Below are 13,757 nucleotides of genomic sequence, written 5' to 3'. Positions count from 1 at the left end.
CCTCGACACTGGTCCGTCGATGACGGCGACCGGCGATGACCGGACGCAGGTCTGGTACCTCATCGGGACGCTCGCGGTCGGGGGGACCGAGCGGACGCTGGTCGACCTGGTGAACGGGCTGGATCGCGACCGGTTTCCCCCGATGATTTGGACCATAACCGAGCCGGGACCGCTGGCCGACGATGTGGCCGCGGACGTGCCAGTCCGGTCACTCGGTGCCGCGAGCAAGATTGACCCGCGGCCGGCGCTTCGACTCGGACGGGAACTCCGCCGTGAGCGTCCGGCCGTCCTCCAGTCGTTCCTCTACTTCGACAACGTCCTCGCGCGGCTGGTCGGGCAGGTGAGCCCGGAGACGACTGTCGTCACCGGTGTCCGGGAGGTGCCGGAGTCCTTGCCGCTCCACCGTGACCTCGTCGACCGCGCGACGCTCGGCCTCTCGGACCACGTCGTCTCGAACTCGGAGGCGGGGGCCGAGTGGGTTCGGGGACGGGGCGTCGACCCGGAGCAGGTGTCGGTCGTCCGGAACGGACGGGACGTAGACGCCTACGACGTCCAGGAACCGGAGGGACTACGCGCGGAACTGGGACTCGGCGACGGACCGGTCGTCGGGACGGTCGGCCGGCTGGTCGAGCGGAAGGGCCACCACGACCTGCTGGACGCGTGGCCCGCCGTACTGGCGGCTCACCCCGACGCCGAGCTGGTGCTAGTCGGCGACGGCCCGGAGCGCGACGCGCTCCGGACCCACGCCGGGCGGCTCGGTATCGAGTCATCGGTCCATCTGCTGGGGCGGCGTGACGACGTGCCTGAACTGCTCGCGCTGTTCGACCTGTTCGCCTTCCCGTCGCACTACGAGGGGCTCCCCGGGGCGCTGCTGGAGGCGATGTGTGCCGGGCTGCCCATCGTGACGACGCCCGTCGACGGCTGTGCGGAGTTGGTTGCGGACGGGGAACACGGCGTCCACGTGCCGCCGCGTGATCCGGCGGCGCTGGGGGCGGCAATCGAGGACCTACTCGCTGCTGACGAACGCGCGGCCACACTCGGTCGGACGGCCGCCCGACGGGCCCGCGACGAGTTCAGTATCGCGGCGATGGTGGATGAATTCGGACGTCTATATGGGAAATTATAATAATCGAGATATTTTGAGGAAAATTCGACATAATTCCATTTATAATGGGAGTGATTGGGGGTGCAGTGCGAAGGCGGGCGTCAGTCGTCGATGAACCGCTCGTACCAGCCTTCCAGCATGACGAGGTCCCAAATCCGGTAGCCGTGGTCGGCACGGCCGTCGAGGTGTTCGTCGTAGACCGTGTCGATGCCGGGGCCGTCGAACGGGTCACGGCTGCCGAGCCGGTCCAGTTTCTCGCGCCCGAAATCGCGGAGGTCGCCGCGGAACCACTCGTCGATGGGGACGCCGAACCCCTGCTTCTCCCGGGTCAGGACCCGGTCGGGGAGGAGGTCCTCGAAGGCTCGCTTGAGGAGCCACTTCTTGTTCCCCCGGCGCCACTTGTACTCTGCGGGGACGCGGGCCGCGAACTCCATGAACCGGGGGTCGAGGAACGGCGAGCGGACCTCCAGCGAGTGGGCCATGCTCGCGCGGTCGACCTTGACCAGCAGGTCGTCGGGGAGGTAGGTCATGATGTCGACGTGGGTGATCTCGTCCATCCGGGTCGGGCCGTCCGCGCGTTCAAACGCCTCGCGGAGGTTCCGGAGTTCGTTGTCCGGCGTGGGCCCGTCCCACACTTCATCGACCTGGTCGCCGAGCGCGTGGCAGATGAACCGGGCGTACCGCTGGGTGGGCTCCTCGTCGGCGATTTCGAGGGCCCGACGCGCGTAATGGAGGAGCTGCTGGCGCCGGATCGGCTTCGGCAGTGCACGGAGCGTTCCGGCGCCGGACTCCCGGAGCGGACGGGGGAGCCGGGCCAGCTGCGAGACGACCCACTCGCGGGTGTAGCGGTCGTAGCCGGCGAACGTCTCGTCACCGGCATCGCCACCCAGCGCGACCGTCGTGTCCTGGCTCGCCATCTCCGAGACGTAGTAGGTCGGGAGCGCCGACGGGTCGCCGAACGGCATCTCGTACTGCTCGATCAGCTCCGGGAACACCTCCATCGCATCCGGCTGGACGGTGTACTCCGTGTGGTTCGTCTCGTACTCGCTGGCGACTTCGCGGGCGAACTCGAGTTCGTCGTAGGCCGCCCTGTCGAAACCGATGGAGTAGGTGTTGACCGGCTCGTCGGCGAGGTCGCTCATCAGCGCCGTGACGATGGAGGAGTCGACACCGCCCGAGAGGAAGACCCCGACCGGCACGTCGCTGCGCATCCGGAGGCGCGTGGCCTCCCGCAGCTCCTCGCGTAGCCGTGCTGCGAGGGCGTAGGGCCCGGCGTCGAACTGGTCGGCAAAGGAGAGCGACCAGTACTGCTCGCGGTCCATCCCGTCCTCGTCGACGATGGCGTACTCGGCGGGGGCGAGCTGTGCGATGCCCTCGAACCCCGTCTTCGGGTGTGGGGTGTACTGGTAGGTGAGGTACTCACGGATGGCCGACAGGTCCGGTTCGGCCGGGACCGCCGGGTCGGCGAGGAGCGTCTTGATGGTCGAGCCGAACCAGAACGCCCCGTCCGTGTTCCGGAAGAAGAGGGGCTTCTGCCCCAGGCGGTCGCGCGCGAGGAACAGTCGCTCCTCGCGCTCGTCCCAGATGGCGAACGCGAACATCCCGCGCAGGTACTGCAGGCAGTCGGTGCCGTACTCCTCGTACAGGTGGAGCAGGACCTCCGTGTCGGTCTCCGAACGGAACGGGTAGTGGTCGACCCGGTCGCGGAGCTCGCGGTAGTTGTAGATCTCGCCGTTGAAGACGATGTGGACGCTGTCGTCGGCGTTGGCCATCGGCTGGCGCCCGGCCGCCGAGAGGTCGAGGATAGAGAGGCGGGTGTGAGCGAGAAGCGCCGGGCCGGTCGCGTACACGCCCTCGGCATCCGGACCGCGGTGGTCCATGCAGGCGGTCATCGCGTCGCCGAGATCGGGGTCCGGACGGGACGTGAACGAGAGCTTGCCGCCGATGCCGCACATACACTCCACCGCGGGCCGGTGGATTCTGAACCTGTTGCTTTCCACAGCTGAACGCGGGGGAGCTCACCGACCGTGTCTGACCCGGTCACGGAGGTAGAGGGCGACGGCGGGAGCGGCAGCGAGCAGACAGAGGAGTCGCCCGCCGCCCGAGTCGAGCTGCCGGAGCTGCGCGAGGATTCCCCGCCCCTCGTGGCGTGAAAACCGGCCGTAGTGAACGGCCGAGCGGCAGAACTCGAGCGGGGAGTCCCAGAACCAGTCCAGCTGGTCCTCGAGTCGCCTGCGGTGGAAGCGAGCGTGACCTGCTGCGACGGTCGCCGGGTCAAGCGCGGTCAGCTGGTCGGAGTCGTCGGAGTCGTCCTGCCAGTAGACCCGAACCACGTCGTTCACGTACCGTGTCCGGTAGGCGGTCGCGATTTCGTCCCAGACGAGGCTCTCGGGGACGAACCGCTCGTCGATATCCGGGAATCCGTACTTCCGGAGGACGGCCGTGCGGACGAAGCCAGCCTTCTCACCGCGGATCCCGTGCCGGTACCGGTTGTCGAGGATGGTTGAGTCGAACGGGGACTCGGGGAACCGGTCGCCGATCAGTCGGTCGTGCTGGTCGACACAGAGCCCGGTCACGCCCGCGTACGTCTCGCGCTCGGCCGGTGGGATCTCGCGCCACCGTCGCTCGAGCGTCTCGAGCGCGTCCGGAACCAGGCAGTCGTCGGCGTCGAGCGGGAGGAAGAACTCGCCACGCGCGCACTCGAGTCCGAGCGCGAACGCTCGATGCTTCCCGGGTCGGTCCGGGTCCTGCTGCCGGAACTGCACGGGGAACGGGGCCTCGTCGGCGAATCGTTTGACCAGGTCGGCCGTCCCGTCGGCGGAGTTGTCGTCGACGACCACCCACTCGAACGAGTCGTGGGACTGCTCGCACAGGCTCTCGAACGGCCGGTTGAGGACGTCCGCCCGTTCGTACGTCGGAGTGAAGACGGTGAAGCGGGGGACGAGAGTACCCCCCTCACTATCGGCCGACGGTACCGGTGAACTCTCAGTCATCACTACCGCCGAGGACACGTTCGTACCGGTCGGCAACCGCGCCGATCGCGTGATGGCGGCGGAAGTGCTCCCTGGCCCCCGTCTCGAGTGATCCGAGCCGTTCGGTGTCGCCGAGTGCCTCGTCGATGGCCGCCGCGAGCCGGTCGACGTCGCCGTCGCCGTGGACGCCGACCGGCTCGCTGCTCACGATTCCGTCCGGGTCGACGGTCAGAGTCGCCACGGGCGTTCCGTAGGCCCACGCCTGGAGGAACGTGTTGGGGAACCCCTCGTCGGTCGAGGTGTTGCAGAAGAGGTCGGCCGCTGCGAAGTAGGCGTCCACTTCCTCGTAGGGGACGAACCCCTCGAACCGGACGTTGTCACGCTGGCGTGCGCCCTCCCGGACCCTCTCGTACAACTCGGGCGCCTCGTCGGCCGCCGGGCCCACGATGACGAACAGCGCCTCGGGGATGCGGTCGGCCAGCTCCAGCACCAGCTCCGGGCGCTTCCATGGCCGGAGCGTCGACACCCACAGCACGACCGGTCGGTCGTCGGGGAACGGCGAGGGGCCGGGATCATCGCGGGGCTCGTAGCCGTTCGGAATCCGGACGACCGGGCAGTCGTACTGCTTGCGGGCCAGTCGCTCCTGATGGGCGTTCTGTGCGACCAGAACGTCGGCGGTCGCCCGTGCGGTGCGGATCGCCCGTCGGTAGACGGCGTTGTCGGTCAATCGGCTCTCGAACACCACGGGGTCGGTCCCCAGCTCGGAGTCGTGAGCGAAGCCGTACACCAGCCGGGTGTGGGTCACGGCACAGTAGACTGCCGTGGGCAACAGCTCGAACAGCGGCATCCGGACGTAGCAGGCGTCAGGGTCGATCCGGCCCAGCAAGGCCGTCAGGTCGAGTAAGCGGAGAACGGCACGCAGGATGGCGTTACCATCCTCGCGGGAGGGTCGCGTCACAATCCGAACCCCATCAACCGTCGTCTCGGTCTTGTGCTCGGCGTCGTTCTCGACGAAGATTACGTCGTGTCCACGGTCGGCGAGCGCCCGGCCGATGAGCACCTGCTGGAGCTGGGCGCCTCCGACCGTCTCGCCGTCGCCGACGAGCATATCGTAGGCGTTGAGCGTGAGGAGGACGACGCGCATTACCGAAGAGGGACAACATCATCGTGTATAATAACCAGGGTATCCGAAACGGAATGGGGAGTGAGAAATGCTAAATCCGTCAGATTTCTATAGAACGCTATGCGTTCGGCTGAATCGTAATTCGGATTCTGCACTTGCGGTGCTTCTCGGATCGGCGTTTCTGCTCGTGACGGCCGTGAACGCAGTACTCATGAATCTCCCTCTAGGTCCGGATGGTGGGACATTCCTAGTACTGGCTGATGGACTGTTGAGAGGAACGCTTCCATATGTTCAATACATCGACCACAAGCCTCCAGGAATCTATCTGTTCCTAGCCGGTATCCTCATGTTCTCGAAGTCGGTCTGGGCCATCAGAATAATCTATCTCGCTATAAACGTTCTGACAGCGGGGGTGATTTTTGTACTCGGTCGAGAGTTGGACTCCTGGAAATCGGGGGCGATTGCTGGAATCAGCTATTTATCAGCGGTTCCGCTCTACGAGGGAGTCGACGTGTTCGCAGAGCCACCAATGGCGCTGTTGATTACCATCGCATCTCTGAGTATGTGGATGTTTCTCCGTCAGGGTCGCCGTCTGCTGCTCGTTTTCGCCGGAGTCCTGGCTGGTGGGGCAATCCTTTTCAAGCAGACGGCTGGATTCTTTGTCCTTGTCGGTTGCCTCTTGCTGCTTCGGGACAAGAGGAGGGATCTCTACTCTGCAGGATTGGACGTCGCTACCTTTGCTCTCGCAGTCAGTGCCCCAATCTTGGGTATCGGATTCCTGTATCTGCTGGTTGGAAACCTGAAGGATCTGGTTTACTGGACAATCATAGCGAATTTAACAAATTATTCGTCAAACTCCCTTGGAACTTCCTTCAGTAATCTCTACGAGATGTTGCTGCGATTCCCACTATTCTGGTTAGGCTCTGCTGCTGGCGCCGACCTGGCCTTTCGGAAGTGGAAACGTGAAAATGGTCCCTATCAAAGGATGATCTGGGAGTTTCTGTTGACTGCAGGAGGACTGTCGCTCCTCCCGTTGCTCGTCCGGCAGTACGGCCATTACTTCATCCATACCCTCCCATTTGCCTCGCTATTGGTTGGAATCCTCGGTTCCGAACTGTGGCGGCACCGCACTCGGTTTGAATCTCGATCCGCACTCTTGGCGATTGTCCTGATTGCACTACTGATTGTACCGACCGTGTCTTTCGGAGGTTACCTTATCCTCACCGCGGTTAACCCGTCGGAGGAGGGATTGCTCCGACAGCAACAGAAAGCTGCCGTCATTGACTCGAATATGTCGGACGAAGAGGAACTGCTAATCATCGGTCATGAAGCAGAATACTATCACTTATCTGACCAGAAACCTATCGCTCCAAACCCATATTACATCGAGGTGAATCGGAATATCACATACACCCGCGAGTCTGTACGAGATCTCGTTACCAGTCCAAAGAGGGAGTTGGTCATCGTCGATCCGGATCAGTGTTGGCGCATGTGTGGCTTTCCTACTGGTGAATACTCGGTACTGAAAGAATATTCAGATATCACGGTCTATGTCAGAGACTGACAATTCTCAGGCGCTGAGCTCATTCATCATAGTTTTGATACATTGACTTGATATACGAGATGATTGGGTTATTTGGCCAATAGCGATCCGAGAAGTAGAGGAATATTCCAAGCGGAGCAGCAGCCAACCAGTATCCCCGAGCTAGCCGACTGTCGAGAGATTCAGCTTGCGTTCTCAGCCCCCGCCCTTCGTGGAGACTCAACCGCACGTAGTTGGCAGCCAGCTTTGCGAAGTTTAGTGGGTAGTCGCCGGCCCATTCGATGTCGTCGTTCAGCTGCTGTTGCTTCAGCAGACGTATCTCGGTCGCCTTCTTTCGGAAGTCGATAGTCGTCAATCGCCCGTCCTCTGAACCCGCATGGTAGATGTCGATTATCTCATTGATATACCGAACGGTGTACTCTCGCCCGATACGATCGAACACGATCGATTCTGGAATGTACCGGACATCCTGACGCTCGGGGAACGGGAACTTGAGGAGGACGTCCCGTCTGAACATTCCGACGTAATCGCCTTCAAGTCGATATTGGTAGCGAATCTCTGTGGGAGACGAGTCCAGTGGAGACTCCGGGAGTGGATCGGCGAACGGCGTGCCGTCCGAGAACTGAGTTCGCCCCAGTACCCCGGCGAATTCCGCGCGACGGGCAGAGGGGATGCGCTCCCATTCGGCGACGAGGGTATTGAGCGAATCTGGAGGACAGCTGTCATCCGAATCTAGCAGCCGGACGAACTCGCCACGCGCCGACTCTGCCCCGATGTTCAGCGCACAGTGGCGACCTGTCCTATCCTGCGGCTGAGTGACGAATCGAACATCGAAGGGCACCTCCTGCTTCCAGCCTTCGACCAGTTCGCGGATTCCGTCGTTCGAGCGGTCATCCACAACAAGCCACTCGAAGTCCGAGAATGTCTGTTCGCAGAGGCTCTCGTACGGCCTTGCGAGCGTATCCGCCCGTTCATAGGTCGTCGTGAGGACAGTGACCCTCGGCACCTGCTCCCCGTTCTCGTTACTCGCCACGCTCTCGAAATACCATTGACTTCCCACTCGTATGTGTCTGCTGGTATCTCAGGAGCAGGGACCAATTGGTAGTTTCTGGAGGAACGTCCGTGCCTCCGGGCTCAGGGCGAGGACGAGAACGAAATAGCTTGCCCCGCCGAGAACGATGTAACCAATTACGACTGGCAGCGTGTTGGCTGGCCCAGGGATATTGGCGAGCAGGCCGGCCATTCCAGCACCAGCGATGGTCTCAACCGTGAGCAGTCTGGTGATGGGTACGAACCGACCAATGGACTCCATTACGGCAGCCAGTGAGAGAAGGTACTGTATCAACTGTGCGACGAGCGTCGCAATCACGACGCCAACCGCTCCGACCTCCGGAACCAGTAGGAGGCCTAGAACGGCGTTGATGATGAGCGTTATCGCCGTGATCGGGACCGTTATCCGGATCCGGTTGACCCCATTCAGGGTTTGGAGGAGCGGCGTCGTCTGCGTTACGAGCACTTGGAACCCGGCGAGTCCGATTAGCAGCGGCGTGGCGTCACGGTAGGCCGCTCCGAAGACGGCTATCAGGAGGGATTCTCCGACCACGAGCGCCCCGAAAACTACCGGAATGGCGAGAAACGCACCCAACCCGAGTGTCCGTCTGATTTCTGCGATCTTCTCATCAGTTACTCGGCCACAGCCCCCAGTGGCGGAGGCCACGCTGGTCATCAGGCTGCCGCCGGCAACCTGGGAGATGATTCCAGCTGGGAGGACGACCTTCCAGGCAACTTCGTACCACCCGACCGAGAGCGGTCCGAGTAGGAACCCTAGGAGGAGAACGTCAAGCCGGGCGAACACCCGACCCAGCAGTGACTGGGCAATTCCCCAGCGGGCGTACTCCCAAACCGATTGAAAATCGGTCCTCGTCGGCCGCTCAACCTTCCATCCGAAGGTCCGAACAGCGACCGGAACAAGGATCCCCGCCCCGACGGTCAGACCTCCAAGCATCCCATACGCACCATAACCGACGAGAACGAGACAGACCTGTAGTGGCGTCGTGGTGATTGCGGCGGCTGTCTCGTACCACGTCGCAGCACCGATTCGACCTTTCCCCTCGATGAGTACCCGGAGTGCAGCCAGGAGTACCGTCGTCAGCAGGAGAAGCGGGACAAAGAGCCAGCCCCACTGCAGACCGGTGAATCTCATGATTGTCGGCGAGAACAGAACTGTGGCTCCCAAGACGATTCCCGTCCACGCTAAGGTTCCCCCTGTGAGCATCACCAGCGCTGCACCTCCAGAGATTGATTGGGCGGCGAGTCGCTGTTTGCACGCCATCGCCCACCCAAATACTGGCTGCTCGAGGATGGCCACAATCGTCAGGACCAGCGTTGCGCCCCCGAACGACGCCGGTCCAAGAACGACCGCGAATACGACGACCCCGAGCAACCCAATCACGACCCGGATCAACTGCGCTGCTGTCCCGCTCACCACTTCCCGGTCGAAGTCCATCCCCCGGGCGCCACCGTCGGCATCGGTAGCCGGCTGGGTGGCGTCGGTAGGGTCCTTCGGCATCTATCTCCACCCTGTGGCGGGACCGGGCAAAGTCTCACCGAAGGCCACGGCCCGGCAGACCTGGAATTCAGGTCAGAGTTGTATCAACTGGTCAGATCATCAATAGTAGCGAGCGCGATCTGTCGGGTACCAGCGCTGAGGCCGAGGAGGATGGCTCCGTAGCCGACGGCACCAAGCCCGACGGCGACCGCCACCGTCCACGGACCCTCAAGATCGAGGGGAAGTGCGAGTAGACCGACCGCCATCGAAGTCCCGGCAACCAACTGAGCCACGAATGGGAGGGTAACTGGCGAGAACGCTCCCAGTTCGGAGCGGACGGCATTAACGAGCAACGCGTAGACGAGCATCTGTGCAAGTATCGTTGCGACGACGACACCGATAGCCCCGTACCGGTCAACGAGAACTACGCCGAGGATGACATTAATTACCAGACCGAGCGCCTTGATTGGGATGGTCTGCCCGACGGCGTCAAGTCCGTTTAGCGTCTGGACGAGAGGGACCGACTGGGTAGACAGCACCCGGAAGGCGGCGAGGCCGACCAGCAGCGTGGCTGCTGGGGCGTACGCCGGCCCGAAGAGTGCGATGAGGAGCGGTCGCCCGAGGACCGCCGTGCCAAAGAACGCCGGAATCGCCAGCACACTCGCGAAGGAGAGGACACCTTCAATTTCGTCGACCGGGCTTTCTCCTCGGCCGGTGTTACTGGCGACGCGGGTCATCAATCCTCCGGCAGCGACCCCCGTTACTACCGCCGTCGGAAGTACCAGCTTCCAAGCCACTTGGTAGTGACCCACCGAGGACGGCGAGAGCAGGGTACCGAGTAGGAACAGGTCGACCCGGGCATAGACCCGTCCGAAAACAATCTGGATGATGACTTTGCGCGCGTATCGCCACTGAGAGAGCAGTTCGGCCCGCGTTGGGTGCGAGAGTCGTGGTGTGACCCGCCGTACCGCGAACGGAAGCAGGACGCCGGTCCCGGCGACGAGTCCCCCAAGCATCCCTAGCGCGCCGTACCCGATAACAACAAGGCCAACCTGAAGCGGCGTCGTGGTGAGTGCAGTAGCGGTCTGGTACCAGTTGGCGGCGCCGACCTGTCCGCGGCCTGCCAGCAGCGATCGGAGTCCAGCGAGCACTGAAGTCGTAACAGCAACCAGTAGTACGAAGGGCGGGCCGATTTCCAGTCCAGTGAACGACTGGATTTGCCCAGCAGTCATAGCCACGCCGATACCAATGACGACCAGCCACACTGTGGTCGCAAGCAGGAACCCGCCGAATGCAATCTCGGGGGATTGGGCCCCGCTCGCGATTCGCTGCTTGGCCGCGATGGCCCAGCCTTCGATTGGTTGGTCGAGGAAGTAGACGAGCGTCACGACCAGCGCCACCCCGCCGAACGATTCCGGGCCGAGGATGATAGCCATCACGACCGTCCCGACGAACCCTATCACGAACCGAAGTACCTGCGCAATGGTGCCGCTGAGAACCTCCCGGCGCAGGTTCATCTCGTCGGGCACGGATATACTTCCACGAGAAGCCGCTTCAACGTTACCGTAGTCCCGCTACCGCCGCCGTCGGTGAGTCATCTCTGGAAGAAGACGTGCTGCGTCACGGGCAGCTCCAGCAACGTCACCAGTCCGTACAGCTCCTTGTACCGGTCCGCACCGTTCATGTGGTCGCGATAGCACGCCAGAACCCCCTCCCAGTCGAGGAAGGGCAGCCGACGGATCGTCTCCTCGTGACGCTGAATCGAGTCCCAGACGAACGACGTCTCGCGGACGAGTTCCGGGATGTCGGGCCAGGAGCCATGCGAGTGGTGCGGCTCGGGTGGTTCGTTCACGGGCAGGTAGGCATCGTGGAACCTGACCGCGAGGTCGCCGAGGAAGTGTGCTGCGAACGGCCAGGAGATGGGAACGCCGGTGTTCGCGTACCGGATGGCCGCCAGGTCCGGGTCGAGTCGCTCCATCGCCCGGTGGATGACGTTCCGCCCGGCGAAGTAGCGCGTCGGCATCGAGAGGTAGAGGTCGACCAGCCGGTTGTCGACGAACGGACTCCACGCGGGGCAGTGCTGGCGGAGGCTCTGCAGCAGGAACAGCACGCTCCCGTTCGTCCGCGGGGTGAGCGTGCCACAGACGAACAGTTCCTCGGGCGAGCCGTACGTGACGCCGTGGTGCTCGATTCCACCACCCGTGGGGTGAATCTCGCGGCGAAGTGTCCTCCTGACGTCGACGGAGTCAGCCAGATACTCGGGCTGGTCATCCAGCCAATAGTCGACGTACGCCTCGACGCTATCCATCGGCTCGAACGCCGGCAAGAAGACGGTGCCGACGGGCCCCACTCGGATCGAACGACGGGGGAAGCTGTGGCCCTTGAAGTTCGAGTCCGCGAAGCTCGCGGTCACCATCTCGTCGACCTCGGGGCGGATGCGGTCCATCATCCCCTCGGCGTGGGCCTGGTCGAACCGGCCGACGAAGTTCGACAGTCCAGGATTGCGCTGCAGCGCTCGCTCGTGGTAGTCCCGGTCTCGTTCGAGCAACTCGAAGTCGACGCCGGCCGTCCCGGCGACCGTCTCGGCGGTGCGGATCTCGCGGTTTCGCCAGTCGCCGAGGATGTAGGCGGTCAGCCTCTCGCGCTCGCGCTCGTCCATCCCGGCGAGGACGAGCCGCGAGTCCGCTCCGCCGCTCAGCAGCAGGCCGTACTCGCAGTCCGGGTGCAGGCGTTCGGAGACCGCGGCCCGGAACCGCTCCGTGAACTCGTCGACGAAGTACGAGAACGGCCGGTCCTCGGGCCGGTACCGGGGAACCCAGTACGGTTCCATCGCCATGTCGAGCGAGTCGGTGCCGACCGTCGTGACGGCGCCGGGATGGAAGCGGTGGGTGTCCTTCAGTGGGGTCCGTACCCCGAAGGTCCGGCAGCCGCAGGCGAGAAACTCGGCGGCGAACGCGGGGTCGAAGGCCGGCGTGACGGCCGGATGTCGCGAGAGCGACTGGGCCGCCGTCGAGAAGACGAGCGTGTCGTCGGTCGGCCGGCAGTAGTAGGTGTCGCGCAGGCCGAGGCGGTCGGTGAAGACGGCCACCTCCCCGGCGCTCGGGTCGTAGCGAACGCCGACGAAGTCACCGTTCAGGCCCGCGACGAACCCCTCTCCGAGTTCGCGGTACTGCCGGGCACAGTAGGCCGCGGTGCTCTCGGCGGTCCGGTCCCTCGGGTGGTAGCCGTCCGCCCGCTCGGCGCCGAAGACGGACCCCCATACCCAGAGCAGCGTCCCCTCCCCGACGGACACGGGCTGGTCGGCGCCGTCCTCGTCGGTGAACGCGGTACTGATGGCGATGGCGTCGTCCTCGTACGCCGTCGTCATCTCCTCGCCGGTCCACTCCAGGTCAGCTGCCACCCGCTCGACATGCTCTCCCCCCGCGCCGACGACCCCACAGATGCCGGCCATTGCGCGGACCTGAACGCGGCGCTAGTAATCAGTATCGGAGCCCGTCGGTCCGCTTCGCCCCGGCCCCCGACGACCGACGGTCAGGGCTCCGAGCGGAGTGCCTGGAACCGGGGGTCGTCCAGCACCCCGTCCTCCAGCTGGAGAAGTTCCTTCGAGGGTCGGGCGTTCGCCTCGATGAGGACCGGCCCGTCGGCCGTGACGACGACGTCCCAGCCGACGAGCGGGGCGTACCGGTGGAGGGTCGCCGCCTCGCGGACGAGTTCGCGGACGGCCTCCCAGTGGGGAACGGAGACCCCCTCGACGGTCGCGCCCGTCGCGGGATGGCGCTCCAGCGCCGACCGTGTCGAGCCGTCGACCAGCAGCAGGGGTCGCAGCCGCCCGGTCTCGATGTCGACCGGGGCGCAGTAGCCCCCCGGGACCAGTTGTCCGTTGGCGCGGATGCCTCGGAGCCCAGCCGGTGGACCGCACGGAACACCTCGGCCTCGTCGGTGCGGCGGTCGAACACGCTGTAGATGCGGAGCGTGTTCGTGGCGTCGGGGAAGATGGTCGCCGCGTAGTCGTGCTGGCGGACGAACTCGGTCACGAGGTACTCGTCCAGGCCCGCGAGTCGCTCCCGCAGCGTCGACCGAGCCACGTGGTCGCCGTTCAGGGTGGGGCCGTCGGGCGTCCGGTCGAGGAAGAGGACGCCCGTCCCCTTTCCGCCCCGGGTCGGCTTCAGTACCAGCTTCCCCACCCGGTCCAGGACGGCCAGGGGGTCGTCCTCGTCGGCTGCCCGGGGTCTGAACACCCCCCCGTCGATGAGGCCGTACAGCTCCGGGAGCACCGGCAGCTCCGGCTCCGTCAGCAGCTGGAAGGTGTACTTGTTGTGGAGGGGCACCACGTGCCGGTGGTTGAGTCGCCGGATGGGCTCGACCGATTTCAGATACCGGTCCGGGTCCGCATCGGGGTCGTCGAGCCCCAGCCAGAGATACGAATGCGCGCTCAGGCCCAGCCGGGCGGCTCGGAGTCGCGTCCG

The 13,757-nt window shown here is 64.2% G+C and carries 10 protein-coding genes; 2 read left to right on the top strand and 8 right to left on the bottom strand.

What is annotated here, in order from left to right:
* The first annotated feature begins 19 nt into the window (after positions 1-19).
* Positions 20-1,126, top strand: a complete 1,107-nt coding sequence (locus tag P2T62_RS16010) for a glycosyltransferase (RefSeq protein ID WP_276258071.1) — start codon at positions 20-22, stop codon at positions 1,124-1,126.
* A gap of 80 nt (positions 1,127-1,206) precedes the next feature.
* Here P2T62_RS16010 and asnB read toward each other — a convergent pair whose 3' ends face one another.
* The 3 genes from asnB to P2T62_RS15995 form a co-directional block, all read right to left on the bottom strand.
* The gene (asnB, locus tag P2T62_RS16005) at positions 1,207-3,060 is read right to left on the bottom strand and encodes an asparagine synthase (glutamine-hydrolyzing) (protein ID WP_276258070.1); all 1,854 of its coding nucleotides are present in this window, start codon (positions 3,058-3,060) and stop codon (positions 1,207-1,209) included.
* A 63-nt stretch (positions 3,061-3,123) separates the two neighbouring features.
* The gene (locus tag P2T62_RS16000; protein ID WP_276258069.1) at positions 3,124-4,098 is read right to left on the bottom strand and encodes a glycosyltransferase family 2 protein; all 975 of its coding nucleotides are present in this window, start codon (positions 4,096-4,098) and stop codon (positions 3,124-3,126) included.
* Positions 4,091-5,221: a glycosyltransferase family 4 protein gene (locus tag P2T62_RS15995; RefSeq protein ID WP_276258068.1), complete on the bottom strand. Its 1,131-nt coding sequence runs from the start codon at positions 5,219-5,221 to the stop codon at positions 4,091-4,093. Before P2T62_RS15995 ends, P2T62_RS16000 begins: the two co-directional genes overlap by 8 nt.
* 139 nt (positions 5,222-5,360) lie before the next feature.
* On the opposite strand from P2T62_RS15995, the gene P2T62_RS15990 reads away from it, so the two are divergent.
* Positions 5,361-6,764 carry an ArnT family glycosyltransferase gene (locus P2T62_RS15990; protein WP_276258067.1) on the top strand — a complete coding sequence of 468 codons (1,404 nt, stop codon included), beginning with the start codon at positions 5,361-5,363 and terminating at the stop codon, positions 6,762-6,764.
* Positions 6,765-6,783: 19 nt separating this feature from the next.
* Here the strand turns inward: P2T62_RS15990 and P2T62_RS15985 are convergent, their stop codons facing one another.
* The 5 genes from P2T62_RS15985 to P2T62_RS23535 form a co-directional block, all read right to left on the bottom strand.
* On the bottom strand, positions 6,784-7,776 hold the full coding sequence (locus tag P2T62_RS15985; protein WP_276258066.1) for a glycosyltransferase family 2 protein: 993 nt from the start codon (positions 7,774-7,776) through the stop codon (positions 6,784-6,786).
* A 48-nt stretch (positions 7,777-7,824) separates the two neighbouring features.
* Complete coding sequence (locus P2T62_RS15980) at positions 7,825-9,312, bottom strand: lipopolysaccharide biosynthesis protein (RefSeq protein WP_276258065.1); 1,488 nt, start codon at positions 9,310-9,312, stop codon at positions 7,825-7,827.
* A gap of 83 nt (positions 9,313-9,395) precedes the next feature.
* The gene (locus P2T62_RS15975) at positions 9,396-10,820 is read right to left on the bottom strand and encodes a lipopolysaccharide biosynthesis protein (protein ID WP_276258064.1); all 1,425 of its coding nucleotides are present in this window, start codon (positions 10,818-10,820) and stop codon (positions 9,396-9,398) included.
* A gap of 65 nt (positions 10,821-10,885) precedes the next feature.
* Complete coding sequence (locus tag P2T62_RS15970) at positions 10,886-12,742, bottom strand: asparagine synthase-related protein (protein WP_276258063.1); 1,857 nt, start codon at positions 12,740-12,742, stop codon at positions 10,886-10,888.
* Between the two features lie 80 nt (positions 12,743-12,822).
* Positions 12,823-13,107 (bottom strand): sugar-transfer associated ATP-grasp domain-containing protein, encoded by a 285-nt coding sequence (locus P2T62_RS23535; RefSeq protein ID WP_474198283.1) that lies wholly within the window; start codon positions 13,105-13,107, stop codon positions 12,823-12,825.
* Positions 13,108-13,757 lie beyond the last annotated feature (650 nt).

It is taken from the genome of Haloglomus litoreum (assembly GCF_029338515.1).
In the GTDB taxonomy this organism is placed as follows: domain Archaea; phylum Halobacteriota; class Halobacteria; order Halobacteriales; family Haloarculaceae; genus Haloglomus; species Haloglomus litoreum.
Note: the sequence above shows the minus strand (reverse complement) of the source record. Positions and strands in the feature narration are given on the sequence as shown.

Coding starts and splice junctions, on each gene's coding strand:
- P2T62_RS15995 (WP_276258068.1), bottom strand. CDS start 5,221: ATGCGCGTCGTCCTCCTCACGCTCAACGCCTACGATATGCTCGTCGGC.
- P2T62_RS15980 (WP_276258065.1), bottom strand. CDS start 9,312: ATGCCGAAGGACCCTACCGACGCCACCCAGCCGGCTACCGATGCCGAC.
- P2T62_RS15970 (WP_276258063.1), bottom strand. CDS start 12,742: ATGGCCGGCATCTGTGGGGTCGTCGGCGCGGGGGGAGAGCATGTCGAG.
- P2T62_RS16000 (WP_276258069.1), bottom strand. CDS start 4,098: ATGACTGAGAGTTCACCGGTACCGTCGGCCGATAGTGAGGGGGGTACT.
- asnB (WP_276258070.1), bottom strand. CDS start 3,060: ATGTGCGGCATCGGCGGCAAGCTCTCGTTCACGTCCCGTCCGGACCCC.
- P2T62_RS16010 (WP_276258071.1), top strand. CDS start 20: ATGACGGCGACCGGCGATGACCGGACGCAGGTCTGGTACCTCATCGGG.